Genomic DNA, 16261 nt, shown 5'->3' with positions numbered 1-16261 from the left:
GGCCTCTGGACGGAACGCTCCGGCTCAAACAACGCTATCTCAGCCAAAGGAGACCCCGCCATGAAGCGCCTCGCCGTTCTCAGCCTCGCCGCCTCGACCTTGGCGCTTGCGGCCTGCGCCAGTCTGGCGCCCTACGGCGCCCAGCGCGGGCCGGGCGGTCAGGGCTATTCCGACCAGAGGATCGAATCGAACCGCTATCGGGTGACCTACAACGGCGTGGGCGCCCCCGGCGCCGTAGCCGACTTCGCCCTGTTGCGGGCCGCCGACCTGACGACCGAACAGGGCTATGACTGGTTCGAGGTGACCCAGAGCTGGACCGACGGTCGTCCCGGCGGCGCGGGCGGCGTGCGTCCCAGCGTCTCGATCGGCGGCGGCTCCAGCCGGTACGGCGGCTATTCCGCCTCTGGCGTCGGCGTCGGCCTGGGCCTGAATTTCAGCGGCCCCAGCCCGACCTCGACCTCGCTGGAGATCGTCATGGGACGGGGGCAGAAGCCCGACCGCCCGAACGCCTATGACGCCCGCTCGGTGCAGGCCTCCATCCCGCGCTGATCAGCGTCCCCGATCAGCGCCCCCTGGTGAGGGCGCGATATTCGACCAGCCGTTCCTTGTCGCGCCGCACCTGATCGCCGACGGTGTTGTCCACGTCCAGCGAGGCGTAACGGACCCAGCCGTCAGCGCCCAGCTTGTCCTGAATGGCGTTTGCCGGGGTTTGCCAGCGGAAGTAGGACAGCCACGACACGCCGAACGCCAGAACGACGGCGACCAGTTGAAGGACGCGGAACCCGACCTCGTTCGCCTGGGGCGCCGGGAAGAGGGCGAAGGCGATCAGCCAGATCAGCAGAACCGCCGGGGTGGTGATCCGCCCGAACCAGCGCATCCAGTAGCGTTCGCGCCGCACACGCCACAGCTCCATCTGGATGAACTTCTCCAGATACTCCATCCGCGCCCCGATCCACATGACCAGCCGCGTCAGATAGAGGGCGCGCTGGCCCCAGGCCTTGCCGTCCATCTGATAGGTGGTCTCGGCCTGGTCCGACAGGGCGCGGGCGTTGGTGAACAGGTTCTGCAGCTCCCGCGTCCGCTGCACGATCTCGCGCGACAGCTCATAGGAGTCGTTCTCCAGCCGGAACCGGTACTGGATGAACAGTATGGTCGAGACGCCAAAGAAGATGCCGCAGGTGAGCAGCATGGCGAGAAGGCCCAGCCCCAGACCGGCCGGCTGCCCGCCCGCCCATCCGGCGAACAAGGTCGGCCCCATCTCGGCCACGACGGCGAAGGCGATCAGGGCCAGGGCCTGGGTCAGCCGCTTGACCCCCACATGGACGCACAGGGCGCGGAAGATGCGCCGCCCATAGGCGTGAACCCGGCCGCGGATGTCGCGGTCCGCCGGAAACCGCTCCTCGATCTGGCGTGAGAACAGGACGTGGAAGCGGTCGGGCTTCTTCTCGTTTTCCCAGAAGGGAAAGATGTCGAGGGGCTGGTTGAAATAGAGGTCGATGTTGCCGGAGATGCGCGCGATCGCCGCGTCGTCCAGGGTGAAATAGTCGCTTTCCTGGATCGGGCGCAGAACCCCTTCGTCCGATATGGCGGGGGTGTCGCTGGGGGTCGGCGTCGGCGGCGCGGCGCGCGGGGCCTCCGCCGGGGCTTCGGCCAGATCGTGCGGCTGCTCGGCCGCCGGCGCTTCGGGTTCGACGACGGGCGGCGGCGGGGTCATCGTCGGCGTGATCGCCGGGCTCTGGCTGTCTTCCTGCGACATGAAACATCCCCGACCTGAACTAGGCTGTTTCGGATATCGCCGTTAACCACGTCCGAGGGCAAGTGAAGTTTCGGTCAGACGGGCGGCGAGGGCAGGGAGACTTCGCTTTCGGCGGCGGCGGCGTATATAGGCCCGGATCATGACACGGTTTCTTCTCGTCGCCGCCGGCGGCGCCCTGGGGTCCATGGCGCGCTTCGGCCTGGGTCTCCTCGCCGCGCGGCTGGCGCCCAATACGGCCTGGCCGATGGGCACCTTCACGGCCAATCTCCTGGGCGGCCTGGCCATGGGCCTGCTGGTCGGCTGGCTGGCCTTCAAGGGCGGAGCGCATCAGGAGACGATCCGCCTGTTCGCCGCCGTCGGCGTGCTGGGCGGTTTCACCACCTTCTCCTCCTATTCGCTGGAGGCGGTGATGATGATTGAACGCCGAGATTACGCCCTGGCCGCCGCCTATGTGGTCGGTTCGGTGGTGCTGGCCGTCGTCGCTCTCTTTATCGGCCTGATGGTCGCCCGCCGCGCTTTCGGAGCCGCCCTTTGACCGACCAACCGCCCGCCGACGCGCCCAAGCGCGAAGTCCTGACCCTTTATGTGGCGGAAGACGAGGACGGCATCCGGCTGGACCGCTGGTTCCGCAGGCGTTGGCCCCACCTGTCCAACATCCAGGTCCAGAAGATGGCCCGCAGCGGCCAGATTCGCGTCGACGGCGCCCGGATCAAGCCCGAGGGCCGTCTGACCGCCGGCGCCGCCGTGCGCGTGCCGCCGATTCCCGACGACACCTCGCGCCAGGCCGGCGACCCCCACACCCTGACCGAACGCGACATCGCCTTCGCCAAGTCTCTGGTCCTCTATGAGGACGACATGGTCATCGCCCTGAACAAGCCGCACGGCCTGGCCGTCCAGGGCGGCACCAAGACCAGCCGTCACGTGGACCGTCTGCTGGGCGCCTGGGGCGAGGGGATGGAGCGGCCGCGCCTGGTCCACCGCCTGGACCGCGACACCTCCGGCGTCCTCCTGCTGGGCAAGGGGCCTGAGGCGGCCAAACGTCTGGCCGGGGCCTTCGCCCGCCGTCAGGCCAAGAAGACCTATTGGGCCATCGTCATCGGCAATCCCAAACCCTATTCGGGCCAGATCGACATGCCGCTGAAGAAGACCGGCATCAACGACTTCGAGATGATGCGCCCGGCCGATCGCAAGGATCCCAAGGCGGAACCGGCCGAGACGGCCTTCAGCACCATTTCCCGCGCCTCCGACCGCGCCGCCTGGATGGCCCTGCGCCCCTTCACCGGCCGCACCCACCAGCTGCGCGCCCATATGGCGGGCATAGGCCATCCGATCCTGGGGGACCCCAAGTACGGCGACGACAAGTCCCGCGAACTGTCCGGTCCGCTGAAGCTTCAGCTCCACGCCCGCAGCATCGAACTGGACCACCCGCGCGGCGGCCTGCTGAAGGTCACCGCGCCGCTCAGCCCCGAAATGAAGGCCGGCTTCGCCCATTTCGGCTTCTCCGAGGACGAGGCCGAAGACGATCCCTTCCTGGGTGTTAAGAGGATCCGATGAGCCATATTCCCCCGCTCGATCCGATCACGGCCGCTCGAAAGGGTTTCCGCGAGGCCCAGGAGACGGTGCGCCGCTTCTGGAGCGATGTGACCGTCGGGCGCCATTCCGACGGCGGCTGGGCCGTGCTGCTGGACGGGCGTACGCCCAAGACCCCCGCCAAGGCGCCCCTGGTGCTGCCGACTGAGGCCACCGCCCGGCTCGTCGCCGACGAGTGGGCCGCACAGGGCGAGGTGGTCGAGCCCTCGACCATGCCCGCCACCCGTCTGGCCTCGACCGCCATCGACCGGATCGGCCAGGCGCGCGAGGCGGTGGCGGACGAGATCGCCGCCTACGCCGGCTCCGACGTGGTCTGCTATCTGGCTGAACACCCCACCCCCTTGGTCGAGCGTCAGACGCGCGAATGGGGGCCGTGGCGCGATTGGGCGGCGCGCGAGATGGGAGTGGTCCTGGCGCCCGTCTCCGGCATCGTTCACCAGCCCCAGTCGCCCGAGGCCGTCGCCCGGGTGAAGGCCCACGCCCTGTCGCTGGACGACTTCCGCCTGACCGGCCTGGCCACCGCCGTGCCCCTGTTCGGTTCGGCGGTCCTGGCCCTGGCGCTGGAGCAGGGCGCGCTGGAGGGCGGCGCCGCCTTCGACCTGTCGCGGATCGACGAGCAGTTTCAGGAGGAGCAGTGGGGCGTTGATGCAGAGGCTGCGGAACGCACCGAGGCGCGCCGCGCCGAGGCTGAACTGTTGCAGCGTTGGTTCTCGGCGCTGAGCTAACTTTCCAATGCGGAAAGTTTTGAGTTGACGATGTGGAAAGTCATTGTCATTTTCCAGTTTGGAAAGTGAGGAGAGATCGCCATGTCCGATGAAGCTGAGAACTACGAGGCGCAACTGGCGCAGATTCGAGCGTCGAAGCACTTCGTGCGCGACCGGGTCGCGGCGGGCTCCTGGCGCTACGACATCGTCTATTCCTCCATCGCCGCCGTGATCGTGGCGGGACAGGTTGCGCCGGTGCCCTTCAACGTGCTGGCGTCCGGTGGCGGCGCCCTGGCGTTTGGGCTCCTGTGGCGCGGCTGGGCCGACAAGACCGGCGTCAGCGTGACCGGTCTCTCGCCGAAACGGGCGCGTTGGGTGGCCCTGGCGCTCGGCGCTCTCTTCGCCGTGCTGATGCTGGCCGCCTTCTATGTGGGCCGCTGGGGGGAGCCGCTCTGGGCCTTGCCGCTCGGGGTGATCGCCTTCGTCGCCGCGCTCGGCTGCTCGCGCCTGTGGCTGCGCGTCTACCGAGCCGAAACGGAGGCGGGGGAGTGAGCGCGCCCGTCTTCGACGCCCTGATACACGCGCCGGGCCGCCTGCAGATCTGCGCCATGCTGTCGGCCGCCGACGAGGTGGAGTTCGGCGTGGTGCGTGACGGCGTCGGCGTGTCGGACTCGGTCATGTCCAAACACGTCAAACAGCTTGAGGAAGCCGGCTATGTGAAGCTGCGCAAGGCGGCCTTCGCCGGGCGCCAGCGCACCTGGCTGGTGCTGACGCCGACGGGACGCAAGGCCTTCGCCGGCCATGTGGCGGAGTTGACCCGTCTGGCGGGGCTGGCCGGGGTGTCAGTTCCCGGCTGACTGTCGGATCAGGGCGTCGCGCTCTTCAGGCGTCAGGTGACGCCATCGGCCCTCGGGCAGGTCTCCCAGCAACAGCGGCCCCACGCGGATGCGGTACAGGTCCGTGACCTCCAGCCCGACCAGTTCGCACATTCGGCGGATCTGGCGGTATTTGCCCTCTGTCAGGATGAAGCGCAGCCGCTGGGGTTCGATCTGGGTGACGCGGGCGGGCTTCAGCGGCTTGCCGTTCAGCTCCAGTCCGTGGCGCAGCTTGCCCAGCTTGGCCTCGGTGATCTGGCCGTCGACGACCACCAGATATTCCTTGTCCAGTTCGGACTGCGGCCCGATCACCGCCTTGGCCACCACCCCGTCCGACGACAGCAGCAGCAGACCGCGCGAATCCTCGTCCAGCCGGCCGATCGGGGGCAGGGAGGCGTCGCGCGCCGGAATCTCGCCCTCGCCGACGCGGTTGGGGGCCTTCAACAGGCGCACGGCCGGTATCTTGCCTGGATCGGGCTGGCCCGAGACATAGCCGACCGGCTTGTGCAGCAGGATGGTCATGCCTGACGCCAGGGCCGACTGGGCCGTGTCGTTCAGGGTCAGGGTCTGGCCCGGCTCGATCTTGCGGCCCGCGTCTCGCACCACCTCTCCGTCGATGGTCACCAGTCCGTCTGCGATCAGGCTCTCGGCCTCCCGGCGCGAACAGACGCCGGTCTGGCCCAGCCACTTGTTGATCCGGACCGGCGCGTCGCCGTCATAGGTGCGGGAAAAAGCCATTACGGTCCGTCGTCAAAGGATGCGGCTGTCTAGAGCATGACCGCTTCGGACGGAACCGCGAAGCCGTTCCTCCTCACCGCATCAGGCTCCAGGCGGGGCGGTCGTATGAGAAAATCGCGGGGGTCGTGAATGACCATGATCAGGACGTTCCGAGCCGGCGAAGGTTGATATTGCCGACGATCCGACTATATCAGACCTCATTCCACAAACGATGCAGATTGCGGGGCGGCCACGGCCGATCCCGATCATTTTCGTTTCTCTGGAAATTTTCCAGAAGCGTCTTCGGATTCGGCGACGCGATCTGATGACATATTGAAATTGAAAAGGAGACGTCTTGTACGCACAACGTAAATCTTCCTCCGGTCCTCGTCGTTCGAGCTATAATCGTCCCGTGCCCACCCGTCTTCGGATGGGGTTGGTGATGCGCCGGGACATGGACTTCGGTGAAATGGGCGATGTCGAGGGCGCACTGCGGGCTGAAGGCGTGGGACTGGCGCCCATTTCGACCGGCGACGCCAGTTTGGTTGCGGGCGGGGTGACGGTCTTGGCGACCGCAACCGCATCCGACATCGCCGAGGGGCGTTTGAAGGGTTTGATCGTGCCGGGCGGCGCGCAGGACGCGACGGGCCTGGCGGCCGTTCGGGCTCTGATCGATCTGGCGCGGGCAAACCAACTGCCCGTGATCGCCTTCGCCGACGGCGTGGATGTGGCGGCCGATCGTTTCGGCGTGGCCGCACAGGCGCCCGGCGCCCTGTTCAACGGCGAACAGGTCCAGCTGGTGAACGCCCGTCCGGATCTGGCGGCCGTGGTCGCCGCCCTCTGATCAGGCGCGCCTGAACAGCAGCATCAGATTGTTCGACGGCATCTGGACCCGGCGCGTCGCGACCAGCTCCTGCGACCGGGCCAGATCCTCCACGTCCTCGCGCGCCCTCAAGCCCCAGCTCGGGTTTCGCGCCTTCAGACTCTCGTCGAAGGCGGCGTTCGACGGGGACAGGGGGAGGTCGGCCTCGCGATAGGGGCCGTAAAGCGCCAAGAGACCGCCGGGGCCGCGCAGCATCCGTCCCGCCAGAACCATCAGCCCCTCGGTCGCCGACCAGGGGCTGATGTGCGCCATGTTCGCGCAATAGACCGCATCCCAAGCCGTTTCGGGACCCGCCGTCGGGGGCCATGTCGCCGGGTCGGCGGCGTCCAGCGGAAGGGGCTTCCGCAGATTCGACGGTCCATCCCGCCGCCAGGCGTCGATGCTGTCGCGCGCCTCACGGCTCGGATCACTGGGCGTCCAGGTCACGCCGGGAAGGGCGCAGGCGAAGATCAGGGCGTGCTCGCCCGATCCGGCGGCGACCTCCAGCACGCGGCCTTTCTTGGGCATATGGGCCTTCAGCACGCCGAGAATCGGCGCGGCGTTGCGACGCGCCGCCGGAGAGGACAGGGCGCCGGGCGGAAGGGCGGCGCCGTCTGTGGCGACGAGGGAATCCATGGTCTGCATCTCGATCCTGTAGACGCCGCTCGGGCTGTGGCGTCTCTTTTTCGCTTCCGGCGGGTGTCGGCTTGAACCAAATCTTAATCCATCGTTTATGACGGTTGTCAGTATTAAGCGATTGGTAACCTTATGCGACGCGCGCTTCGCACCGGACTGTTCATCGGCACGCTTTTGGGCATGAGCGCCTGCGCCGGCGCCCATGACGCCGGTCGCGCCTCGACGTCCGGCGCCTATGGGGCGATAGAGGTCGGCCGGACCGGCTGAAGATCAAGGAAAACGTGGCGTCGCGCGCCAACCTGTCATAGTATAGGCGCGCGGACGCCGAATGTCGCGCCGCGTCGGTCCCCAAAAACCCCTAGATGTTACTCATCGCTATTGCCGTCGTTCTGCTCCTTGTGGTGCTCAACGGCCTGTTCGCCATGACCGAGTTGGCCGTGGTCTCCTCGCGAAAATCCCGCCTCCAAAGCCGGGCTGAAAAAGGCGATCGCGGGGCGCGCAAGGCGCTGAAACTGTCAGAGGAGCCGACGCAGTTCCTGTCGGCGGTCCAGGTGGGCATCACCCTGATCGGCATTCTGGCCGGCGCCTATGGTCAGGCCACCATCGCCGCCGAACTGGACCATATTCTGGAAGTCAGCTTCCCGGCCCTGTCGGCCTACACGGAAATCGTGTCCACGGCCCTGGTCGTGGTCTGCATCACCTATGTTTCGCTGATCGTCGGCGAACTGGTGCCCAAGCGGTTGGCCCTCATCTTCCCTGAAACCATTGCGGCGAAGATGGCCGCGCCCATCTCCACCCTGGCCGTCGCTCTGAAACCTTTTGTTCTGCTGCTGACGGCCTCGACCTCGGGCATTCTGAAGATTCTGGGCGTCAAGGATCGTGACGGTTCGGACGTCACCCAGGAAGAGGTGGCGACGATCCTGGCCGAAGGCACCTCCGCTGGCCTGATCGAGCCCGAAGAACAGGTGATGATCGAGGAAATCCTGCGCCTGGGCGACCGGCCCGTGCGGGTGGCCATGACGCCGCGCCACGAAGTCTTCTGGATCGCCCTGGACGATCCCGAGGCGGTGTTGCGCGAAGAGATCCGCACCTGCCCCTATTCCCGGATCGTGGTGGCGCGTGAGAGCGACGTCGATAATCCCCTTGGGGTGGTGCACAAGAAGGATCTGCTGGACGCCCTGCTGACCGACGGCACGTTCGACATCGAACCCCTGGTGGCCGAACCGGCCTTTATTCCCCAATCGACCTCGGTCCTGAAGGCCCTGGAGATCCTGAAGGGGTCCCGGGTCCATATGGCCTTCATCGTCGATGAGTTCGGCGCCTTCGAAGGCGTCGTCACCGCCACCGACATTCTGGAAATGATCGCGGGCGACTTCAACGAGGGCCACGATGAAGACGACGCCTGGATTCATCAGCGCCCAGACGGCAGCTGGCTGGTGGACGGACAGACCGATCTCGACGATCTCGCCGACACCCTGGGCGAGGACTTCGGCGAGCACGAGGGTTTCCACACCGTCGCGGGCCTGATTCTGCATCAGATTTCGCGCGTCCCGGACGAGGGCGAGATTCTGCAGGTCGGCCGATTCGAGGTCGAGGTGGTCGATATGGACGACCGGCGCATCGACAAGCTGATCTTCAAGGAACTGGTGAAGGCTGAGGCCGAGCGGGAAGCCATCGCCGCCCATCTGGAAGACTGAAGCGGAACTGCGACATCGCCCTTGAAATGACGGGCGGCGTGGGGCATACGCCCCCCTCTGGCGAACGCGCGAGCCGGACGGTTCGCGCGATTGTCTAGGAGTTTAGCTCAGCTGGTAGAGCACCGGTCTCCAAAACCGGGGGTCGTGGGTTCGAGTCCCCCAACTCCTGCCAATCCCCCCTGTCGCTTCCGGATGGGACTACCCATCTGGGGCGACAGGAACAATTGTGTGAAGAGCAACTGATGGCCAAGGCCAAATCACCCGGCAAGCGGCCCCAGGCCGGCTCCAAGCCCCAGGCCGTCGCGGCCGGCGCCACCGTCGTCGTCGACCCGATCGAGCCCAAGAAGCCCCGCACCAGCCCGGCGCAGTTCTTCAGCCAGGTTCGCGCCGAGGCCCGCAAGATCGTCTGGCCGACCCGCAAGGAGACCTGGATCACCTCGGTGATGGTCTTCATCATGGTGGTGATCGCTTCGATCTTCTTCTGGGTCGTGGACACCGTCCTCGGTTTCGCCTTCCGCTACATCATCGCTCTCGGATCCTGAGAAAGACGCGCCCATGACCGATGCAGCGCCCGCAAAGCCCGCCAACCCGCGCCACAAATGGTATATCGTCAACGCCTACTCGAACTTCGAGAAGAAGGTGGCGGAGCAACTGCGTGAGCAGGCCAAGCAACAGGGGCTGGAAGACGCCTTCTCCGAAATCCTGGTGCCGACCGAGGACGTCGTCGAGATCCGTCGCGGCCGCAAGGTGAACTCGGAACGCAAGTTCTTCCCCGGCTATGTGCTGGTGAAGATGGAAATGACCGACCAGGCCTATCACCTGGTCAAGAACACGCCGAAGGTCACCGGCTTCCTGGGCGCCGCCGGCGGCACCAAGCCCCTGCCGGTCTCGGAACGTGAGGTTCAGAACATCATCGGCCAGGTGGAAGAGGGCGTCGAACGTCCCAAGCCCACCATCCGCTTCGACATCGGCGAGAAGGTCAAGGTCATCGACGGCCCGTTCGCCAGCTTCGACGGCTCGGTTGAGAGCGTGGACGAAGAACAGGCCCGCCTTCGCGTCGCCGTCTCCATCTTCGGCCGCGCCACGCCGGTCGAGCTGGAATACGGCCAGGTGGAGAAGGTCGCGGGCTGAGGCTCAGGCCGCTCTAGAAATTCGAAGCTGCGCCTGGAAATGGGCGCGGCTTTTTCTTGCTCGAAGCCCCCCGGTCTCAACCGGCGCCGACAAGAGCCGCGCCGAGAGCGGGAATGAAGGGCGCAATGACTGTCATGTGATTAGCGGCTGCAGCTATGAGTTTCTGATAGCCGGCCGCGAACGAAGCCTTGCCCTTGGCGTCTTTCATCTCTTGCACCGCTGCTAAAAGAGTCTCGCGCTCCTGAGCGTTCTCGACCCTCGATGTAATCGCCTCACCAAGCTGCGTGAGCGTGTCGCCGATCACATTGGTGGAGTTGTCGGTGCTCCCGAGGTTGGCTCGGGCATTGTCGCCCGACACATCGCCGGCGAGGAAGTTGCCCTGCATGGTCCCGATGCTGATGGTCACGGTCTCGGCCTTTGCTTTCTCAACCGGCGAGAAGCTGATGTCATCGCCCATGATGCCAGCCTTCTCTAGTTCGAGAGCCCAGTCCAGAACCTTGGTTCGGACCTTATCAAGGATGTCGACAAATACGCCTCTCGGAAGCCAGACGGAGACTTTGTCTGGCGGGTATGGCTGACCCTCCCACAGCTTCTTCACCATGTCGCTTGAGATCGGGATGTGAAACTCGTCCCCGTCACCGGCTAGAAGCGCCTCCAAAGCACTCACAGACTCGCCGACGCGCTTCTGAGAGATGACGTCCATGACACGGTTGGCACCGTTGACGGGCAGCCAGCCATGATAGGGGTTCCACCACCGGACATCGCCTCGGCGAACTCGATAGTCTGGGGCCGGGCCATCAAAGCCATTGAGCTCCGCATCAACCCATTCGGTCATGTCGCTCAACCTAAGCTTGACTGCCACCAGTTTCACTTTCCGCAGCAGCGCAGGGATGGACGTGTTGGGGTCCAACGCTTCCCGCTGCAACTCTTCAACTAGACTTGGCACCTAGTCCTCCCTGTCACCGTCAATCACACTGAAGACGGGCGGCGACGACGCACTATCCATGTCGTTGAACCAGCGCTCCAAGGCGTCGGCCCGGCCTCTCAAAAGGTCTTCTGCGATGCTATCGTATCTCCTATCCGCGCGCATTGAAGCAATAAACTCTTCGCCGTCCAGTATTCCAGTCATGCCCATCGCCTTGAACATTGGCGTCATCCTTTGAGTCTGGTCGAAAATGATGCCTTGAAGGCTGTCGATCAGGCTGTCCGGCTCGATATTCACGCTGCTGCGCTGCCTCCCCATTGCTGCGCAATAGGGAGGAGTGGGTATGGTTTGCCTTTCCAGTCTCGCTCTGTTACACGCGCGCCTTCGCTCGGCGGGCCTCGGCTCGTGGAACGTCAAATCCGTGGGAGGCCGCCATGCCGCACCACGGCTCACCGGCTCGTCGTTCGTTCGTCGGGTCATTCATAGGAGAGACCAATGGCCAAGAAGATTCTCGGCTATATCAAGCTGCAAGTGCCGGCCGGTTCGGCCACGCCTTCGCCCCCGATCGGCCCGGCTCTGGGTCAGCGCGGCGTGAACATCATGGGCTTCTGCAAGGAGTTCAACGCGCGCACCGAGAAGGAAGCCAAGGGCACCCCGCTTCCGACCGTCATCACCGTCTATCAGGACAAGTCGTTCACCTTCGTCACCAAGACGCCGCCGGCGACCTGGTACCTGAAACAGGCCACCGGCCTGAAGTCGGGCTCCAAGCTGGTCGGTCGTGAAGTGGCCGGCAAGATCACCGTGGCCCAGCTGCGCGAGATCGCCGAGAAGAAGATGAAGGATCTGAACGCCAACGACCTGGACGCGGCGACCAAGATCATCGAAGGCTCCGCCCGCGCGATGGGCCTCGAAGTGGTGGAGGGCTAAGCACATGGCCAAGCAAACCAAGGCCCAGAAGGCCCGCACCGGCGTCACCCAAGACCTGCTGCCTTTCTCCGACGCCATCAAGCTGGCCAAGGAAAACGCCAAGGCCAAGTTCGACGAGTCCCTGGAAATCGCCGTCAACCTGGGCGTCGATCCGCGTCACGCCGACCAGCAGGTCCGCGGCGTGGTCAACCTGCCGTCCGGCACCGGTCGTGACGTTCGCGTCGCCGTCTTCGCCAAGGACGCCAAGGCCGCTGAAGCCGTCGCGGCCGGCGCCGAGCACGTCGGCGCCGAAGACCTGTACGAGAAGATCGCCGGCGGCTTCATGGAGTTCGACCGCGTGATCGCCTCGCCGGACATGATGGCCCTGGTCGGCCGTCTGGGTAAGGTGCTGGGCCCGCGCGGCCTGATGCCGAACCCCAAGGTCGGCACCGTGACCCCGAACGTCGCCCAGGCCGTCAAGGACGCCAAGGGCGGCGCGGTCGAGTTCCGCGTCGAGAAGGCGGGCATCGTCCACGCCGGCGTCGGCAAGGTCTCCTTCACCCAGGAAGCTCTGGAGGCCAACGTCAAGGCCATCGTGGACGCCCTGGTCCGCGCCAAGCCGTCGGGCGCCAAGGGCACCTATGTGAAGCGCATCAGCCTGTCGTCGACGATGGGCCCGGGCTTCAAGGTCGATCCGGCCTCGCTGGGCGCCTAAGCCGTCTGCGTCGAAAGACGATCGGTATCGAAGAGCGGCGGGGAGCGATCCCCGCCGCTTTTTTCTTGTCTCGAACCGGACGGCCCGGCAGGGTGGGCGTCTAACCGGGGGTTTAGGATGAGACACGTTTTCGGCGGGCTGATGTTGGCCCTGACACTGTTTTGCGCGCCGGCCGCCCTGGCCGGGACGCGCGACGACAGCGCGGCGCGGCTGGCGCTCGCAAACAAATTCGTCTCCTTGATGCAAGGAGAGGAACTGGGCGCCGCCCTGGGTCAGATGACGTCGATGATGATGCCCGCCGAGCTCGAAGGCATGTCCGAAGATGAGGCCGCCAAGTTCCGTGCGGTCATGGGGGAGGTGACGGCGCGCATGATGCCGCGCATGTTCGAGGCCATGGCGCCGATCTACGCCGACATCTTCACGCTGGATGAGCTCCAGGCCCTGGTGGACTTCTATCAGAGCGACGTCGGCCGCTCCATGGTGACCAAGAGCTATCAAGCCGCGCCGCGTTTGGCGGAGGCGGTCCAGGCGATCATGCCGGAAATCATGGCCGAGATGGGCAATGTGCTCTGCGACGAGTTCGAATGCACAGCCGAACAGCGCCGTGAAATGAAGGCGGCGATGTCCCAGGCCGTTGGGCGGTGACTTTCGGGCGACGATCACGGGGACTGTTTCATCTGTGACCTGGAAGACGGCGGCGGATCAAGACCCGCCGCCCAGCCCTCAATAGGCCGCCGTGAAACGCGATCGCGAATGGTTGTGCTGCTCCAACTCATCCACCATGGCGATGGCGTAGTCGGCGAAGCTGATGCGGCTCTGTCCGTCGGCGTCGACGATCAACTGATCGGTTCCCGTGCGGAAGACGCCCAGGCGCGGTCCTTCCTCGATGAAGGCCGCAGGGGAGAAGAAGGTCCAGTCGGTTTCGGTCTCGCCCCGCAGATCCTCCAGGAAGGCGACGCCGGGCAGGGCGTAGGGTTTGAATTCTTCCGGAAAATCGGGAGTGTCGATCAGGCGAAGACCGGGCGCGACCTCCAGGCTGCCCGCGCCGCCGGTGACCAGAAGGCGCGGCACGCCCGCAGTCTTCAGCGCCTGCAGCAGGGTCTCGGCCTTGATGTCGTGGTGCAGGGCGCTGATTACGGCGTCGCATCCCTTGATGAGGTTCGCCAAGGCCGCAGCGTCCGAGGCGTCGCCCCCAAGCGCCGTCACGCCGGGCGCTACGGGAATGGCTTCCGGCTTGCGGGCGATCGCCACGACTGAATGGCCGCGAGAGGCCAGCTCCTTGGTGATTTCCGATCCGGCGCGACCGCTGGCGCCCAAGACTGCGATCTTCATGAAAGTCTCCATAGGTTTCCAATGGAGACCAGGTGCGTTATGGAAATCGGCTATGCAAGACGGCACCTTTCTCTCACCTGGTCACCCACTGGAAACCCGACTGCGCGGCGACGTCTTTTGCGCCGCCTGTCCGACGCGCCAGCTCCTGGATCGGATCGCCGACAAATGGAGCACCCTGATCCTGATCGTCCTGGGCGACGGGCCGATGCGTTTCAATGCGCTGAGGCATAGGATCGACGGCGTGTCCCAAAAGATGTTGAGCCAGACCCTGAAGGCTCTGGAGCGCGACGGGCTGGTCTCCCGATCGGTCGCGCCGACCGTGCCCGTGTCCGTCACCTACGCCATGACGCCCCTGGGCCGATCGCTTCTGGCGGCTCTGCAGTCGATGATAGACTGGGCGGAGACCCATATGGACGCGGTGGAGGCGGCCCAGGCCGCCTATGACGGACGCGATCATCCCTGAGTCCCACGAACCTGGTCGAACTCTTTTCGTCATCGCTTCGAACGGCGCCGCTCCGGCGGCGTTGTAGGCAGGCGAAACAAGGGAAGCGAATGTTCGGTTTGGGAAGAGCGGCGCAGGGCGCGCCGGCGGATGAGGGCGGACGCGATCCATGGAAGGGAAGGCTGGCCTTCGGCGCCGTGGTGCTGGTGGGCGTCTATTTCGCCGGCCAACTGATTGTCACGCTACACACCCTATGGTTGTTGGTTTTCGGTGCAATTCTGGCCGCGGTCGTTCTGAGGGCCCTAGCCGACCCTATCGTCCGGTGGTTCAACCTGCCCGATCCCGCTGCGGTTCTGCTGTCCCTGTTGATCGTCATTTCGATCCTGGCGGGGGTTCTGACCCTCTTCGGCGCCCAGATCGCCGAACAGATCGCGGCCCTTGTGGCGGTGCTGCCTCAGGGCTGGGATCGGGTGCAGTCCTGGATCCAGGCCCAGCCCTACGCCGCCCAACTGCTGGACCAGCTGAAGAGTCTGGGCGGACAGACGGGGCAGGCGCTGCAAGTGGCGCAGAAGTTCGCAATGGGCTTCGCCTCCGGGGCCACCACCTTGGTTCTGGTGATGGTGGCCGGGGTTTTCCTGGCCATCGAGCCCGCCAAATCGCGCGAGGGCCTTCTGTCCCTGGCTCCCAAGACTCACCGGCCTCGCCTGCGCGAGGTGCTGAACAGCTGCGGCCGCGCCTTGAAGGGCTGGTTGAAGGCGCAGCTGTTCTCCATGGTGCTGGTCGGGGTCTTGACGGGTACGGGACTGGCGCTGATCGGCGTGCCCTCGGCGGTGGGTCTGGGGCTGCTGACGGGCGTGGCGCAGTTCGTGCCGATCGTCGGCCCCATCGTCTCCACCATCCCGGCGGTCCTGGTGGGCGCGACCCAGGGCTGGGAGACCGCCTTGATGACCCTGGGGCTTTACGTCGCCGTTTCCCAGCTGGAGAGCAACTTCATCACCCCCATGGTGCAGAAGAACGTCGCCAATCTGCCGGTGGTCCTGGGCATCTTCGCCGTCGTGGGCATAGGAACGCTTTTCGGGCCGCTGGGGGTCCTGTTCGCAACCCCCCTGGCCCTGGTTCTGCACACCGTCATCACCATGATTTACCGACAGGACATTCTGGGCGACGAGGAGGCGACGGCGCCTGGCCAAACCTGATTCCTTATCGGGCTTACCAGTGTCTTGACGCCGCTTGCCGGATGACGTTTGGGAAGATGTGGTCGATCGACCGTCTTGGTACGGATGGTCGGGCGAGCCGGGGACGAGGCAAGGGGTCTCGGCCGGTCTTTCGGCCTTCTGCGGTGGAAGGGATCTGACGTATGGCCAGCGGAGCCAAGCGCACGGCGCGCTCGGAAATGCGTCAGGTGGCGGCCCTGCCCTGGCGGGTGGAGGAGGGCGAGCGCCGAATCCTCATGATCACGTCGCGCCAGACCGGACGCTGGGTCATACCCAAGGGCGGCCGTATGGCCGGCAAGACCGACGCCCAGGCGGCGGTGCAGGAGGCTCTGGAGGAGGCGGGCGTCAAGGGGGCGGTCGAAGACGCGCCCATCGGCGTCTTTCGCTACGCCAAGACCCTGAAGGACGGTGGGCAGCGCAAATGCGTGGTCTCCGTCTATCCGCTGCAGGTGCTGATCCAGCTCGGAGCCTGGCCTGAGGACCATCAGCGCCAGCGGCGATGGATGACGCCGCAAGCCGCGGCGGCGGCGGTCAACGAACCGGATCTGGCCGCCTTGATCCTCGAATTCGCCGCAACCCTGCCGACGGACGAACAGCCGGCTTGATTTCGCCGGGCCGCGCCTGTATGAGCGCGCCTTCCCGTCACAGGTTCACGCCTTTGACGGTCCTGTCCGAGAACTTCGGGGCGTGGGGGTCACCCAGGCCGTAACTGTCAGAGAGCCCTCTGGCGCCGTGGGGAGATGGGGACGCGACCTTGCC

General features: G+C 65.6%; 23 protein-coding genes and 1 tRNA gene. 18 read left to right on the top strand and 6 right to left on the bottom strand.

Annotation, left to right across the window (positions count from 1 at the left end):
* Window positions 1-60 precede the first annotated feature (60 nt).
* Complete coding sequence (locus ACW178_RS11540) at window positions 61-549, top strand: CC0125/CC1285 family lipoprotein (protein ID WP_054766006.1); 489 nt, start codon at window positions 61-63, stop codon at window positions 547-549.
* A gap of 13 nt (window positions 550-562) precedes the next feature.
* Here the strand turns inward: ACW178_RS11540 and ACW178_RS11535 are convergent, their stop codons facing one another.
* The gene (locus ACW178_RS11535) at window positions 563-1756 is read right to left on the bottom strand and encodes a hypothetical protein (RefSeq protein WP_287105233.1); all 1194 of its coding nucleotides are present in this window, start codon (window positions 1754-1756) and stop codon (window positions 563-565) included.
* 139 nt (window positions 1757-1895) lie between these two features.
* On the opposite strand from ACW178_RS11535, the gene crcB reads away from it, so the two are divergent.
* The 5 genes from crcB to ACW178_RS11510 all read left to right on the top strand — a co-directional run bounded on the left by crcB (window position 1896) and on the right by ACW178_RS11510 (window position 4907).
* The gene (gene crcB / locus ACW178_RS11530) at window positions 1896-2291 is read left to right on the top strand and encodes a fluoride efflux transporter CrcB (protein ID WP_287105231.1); all 396 of its coding nucleotides are present in this window, start codon (window positions 1896-1898) and stop codon (window positions 2289-2291) included.
* Complete coding sequence (locus ACW178_RS11525; RefSeq protein ID WP_054766003.1) at window positions 2288-3310, top strand: RluA family pseudouridine synthase; 1023 nt, start codon at window positions 2288-2290, stop codon at window positions 3308-3310. Before crcB ends, ACW178_RS11525 begins: the two co-directional genes overlap by 4 nt.
* Window positions 3307-4071, top strand: a complete 765-nt coding sequence (locus ACW178_RS11520; protein WP_287105230.1) for an ATP12 family chaperone protein — start codon at window positions 3307-3309, stop codon at window positions 4069-4071. The genes ACW178_RS11525 and ACW178_RS11520 overlap by 4 nt, the downstream gene beginning before the upstream one ends.
* Before the next feature lie 81 nt (window positions 4072-4152).
* Window positions 4153-4602: a hypothetical protein gene (locus tag ACW178_RS11515; protein WP_287105229.1), complete on the top strand. Its 450-nt coding sequence runs from the start codon at window positions 4153-4155 to the stop codon at window positions 4600-4602.
* Window positions 4599-4907: a transcriptional regulator gene (locus tag ACW178_RS11510; RefSeq protein WP_054766000.1), complete on the top strand. Its 309-nt coding sequence runs from the start codon at window positions 4599-4601 to the stop codon at window positions 4905-4907. Before ACW178_RS11515 ends, ACW178_RS11510 begins: the two co-directional genes overlap by 4 nt.
* On the opposite strand, the gene ACW178_RS11505 is transcribed toward ACW178_RS11510, so the two are convergent.
* On the bottom strand, window positions 4893-5663 hold the full coding sequence (locus tag ACW178_RS11505; RefSeq protein WP_191558456.1) for a pseudouridine synthase: 771 nt from the start codon (window positions 5661-5663) through the stop codon (window positions 4893-4895). The genes ACW178_RS11510 and ACW178_RS11505 overlap by 15 nt on opposite strands.
* 421 nt (window positions 5664-6084) lie before the next feature.
* Here ACW178_RS11505 and ACW178_RS11500 point away from each other — a divergent pair, with 421 nt between their 5' ends.
* Window positions 6085-6486 (top strand): hypothetical protein, encoded by a 402-nt coding sequence (locus ACW178_RS11500; RefSeq protein ID WP_007445689.1) that lies wholly within the window; start codon window positions 6085-6087, stop codon window positions 6484-6486.
* Here the strand turns inward: ACW178_RS11500 and ACW178_RS11495 are convergent, their stop codons facing one another.
* On the bottom strand, window positions 6487-7140 hold the full coding sequence (locus ACW178_RS11495; protein WP_287105228.1) for a DUF938 domain-containing protein: 654 nt from the start codon (window positions 7138-7140) through the stop codon (window positions 6487-6489).
* Window positions 7141-7272: 132 nt separating this feature from the next.
* Between ACW178_RS11495 and ACW178_RS11490 the strand changes: the two genes are divergently transcribed.
* From ACW178_RS11490 to nusG, 5 genes are all read left to right on the top strand, one after another.
* Window positions 7273-7407 carry a hypothetical protein gene (locus ACW178_RS11490; protein WP_255478917.1) on the top strand — a complete coding sequence of 45 codons (135 nt, stop codon included), beginning with the start codon at window positions 7273-7275 and terminating at the stop codon, window positions 7405-7407.
* Window positions 7408-7502: 95 nt separating this feature from the next.
* Window positions 7503-8837: a hemolysin family protein gene (locus ACW178_RS11485; RefSeq protein ID WP_191554085.1), complete on the top strand. Its 1335-nt coding sequence runs from the start codon at window positions 7503-7505 to the stop codon at window positions 8835-8837.
* 96 nt (window positions 8838-8933) lie between these two features.
* Window positions 8934-9009 (top strand) — tRNA-Trp (locus ACW178_RS11480).
* Window positions 9010-9079: 70 nt separating this feature from the next.
* Window positions 9080-9379, top strand: coding sequence for a preprotein translocase subunit SecE (gene secE, locus ACW178_RS11475; RefSeq protein ID WP_152950536.1), 300 nt, complete (start codon window positions 9080-9082; stop codon window positions 9377-9379).
* Between the two features lie 13 nt (window positions 9380-9392).
* Window positions 9393-9968 (top strand): transcription termination/antitermination protein NusG, encoded by a 576-nt coding sequence (gene nusG / locus ACW178_RS11470; protein ID WP_054765997.1) that lies wholly within the window; start codon window positions 9393-9395, stop codon window positions 9966-9968.
* 76 nt (window positions 9969-10044) lie between these two features.
* On the opposite strand, the gene ACW178_RS11465 is transcribed toward nusG, so the two are convergent.
* Both ACW178_RS11465 and ACW178_RS11460 read right to left on the bottom strand, forming a co-directional pair.
* The gene (locus ACW178_RS11465; RefSeq protein WP_191554084.1) at window positions 10045-10914 is read right to left on the bottom strand and encodes an AbiTii domain-containing protein; all 870 of its coding nucleotides are present in this window, start codon (window positions 10912-10914) and stop codon (window positions 10045-10047) included.
* Window positions 10915-11190, bottom strand: a complete 276-nt coding sequence (locus tag ACW178_RS11460) for a hypothetical protein (RefSeq protein ID WP_191554083.1) — start codon at window positions 11188-11190, stop codon at window positions 10915-10917. It abuts the gene before it with no gap.
* A 198-nt stretch (window positions 11191-11388) separates the two neighbouring features.
* On the opposite strand from ACW178_RS11460, the gene rplK reads away from it, so the two are divergent.
* The 3 genes from rplK to ACW178_RS11445 all read left to right on the top strand — a co-directional run bounded on the left by rplK (window position 11389) and on the right by ACW178_RS11445 (window position 13159).
* The gene (gene rplK, locus ACW178_RS11455; RefSeq protein WP_054765996.1) at window positions 11389-11820 is read left to right on the top strand and encodes a 50S ribosomal protein L11; all 432 of its coding nucleotides are present in this window, start codon (window positions 11389-11391) and stop codon (window positions 11818-11820) included.
* A 4-nt stretch (window positions 11821-11824) separates the two neighbouring features.
* A complete protein-coding gene (rplA, locus tag ACW178_RS11450) occupies window positions 11825-12514 on the top strand; it encodes a 50S ribosomal protein L1 (protein ID WP_054765995.1) in 690 nt (229 codons plus the stop codon).
* 117 nt (window positions 12515-12631) lie between these two features.
* Entirely contained in the window at window positions 12632-13159 is a 528-nt protein-coding gene (locus ACW178_RS11445; protein WP_191554082.1) for a DUF2059 domain-containing protein, read from the top strand.
* A 78-nt stretch (window positions 13160-13237) separates the two neighbouring features.
* On the opposite strand, the gene ACW178_RS11440 is transcribed toward ACW178_RS11445, so the two are convergent.
* Window positions 13238-13846, bottom strand: a complete 609-nt coding sequence (locus ACW178_RS11440) for an NAD(P)-dependent oxidoreductase (protein ID WP_182714528.1) — start codon at window positions 13844-13846, stop codon at window positions 13238-13240.
* A gap of 52 nt (window positions 13847-13898) precedes the next feature.
* On the opposite strand from ACW178_RS11440, the gene ACW178_RS11435 reads away from it, so the two are divergent.
* The 3 genes from ACW178_RS11435 to ACW178_RS11425 all read left to right on the top strand — a co-directional run bounded on the left by ACW178_RS11435 (window position 13899) and on the right by ACW178_RS11425 (window position 16107).
* A complete protein-coding gene (locus ACW178_RS11435; RefSeq protein ID WP_191559022.1) occupies window positions 13899-14309 on the top strand; it encodes a winged helix-turn-helix transcriptional regulator in 411 nt (136 codons plus the stop codon).
* Between the two features lie 89 nt (window positions 14310-14398).
* Complete coding sequence (locus tag ACW178_RS11430; protein WP_287104261.1) at window positions 14399-15484, top strand: AI-2E family transporter; 1086 nt, start codon at window positions 14399-14401, stop codon at window positions 15482-15484.
* Window positions 15485-15645: 161 nt separating this feature from the next.
* Window positions 15646-16107: an NUDIX hydrolase gene (locus tag ACW178_RS11425; RefSeq protein ID WP_054765991.1), complete on the top strand. Its 462-nt coding sequence runs from the start codon at window positions 15646-15648 to the stop codon at window positions 16105-16107.
* The last annotated feature ends 154 nt before the right edge of the window (window positions 16108-16261 follow it).

It is taken from the genome of Brevundimonas sp. AVps4, assembly GCF_058681525.1.
The sequence above is the reverse complement of the archived record's forward strand: the minus strand, read 5'-3'. Positions and strand labels throughout refer to the sequence as shown.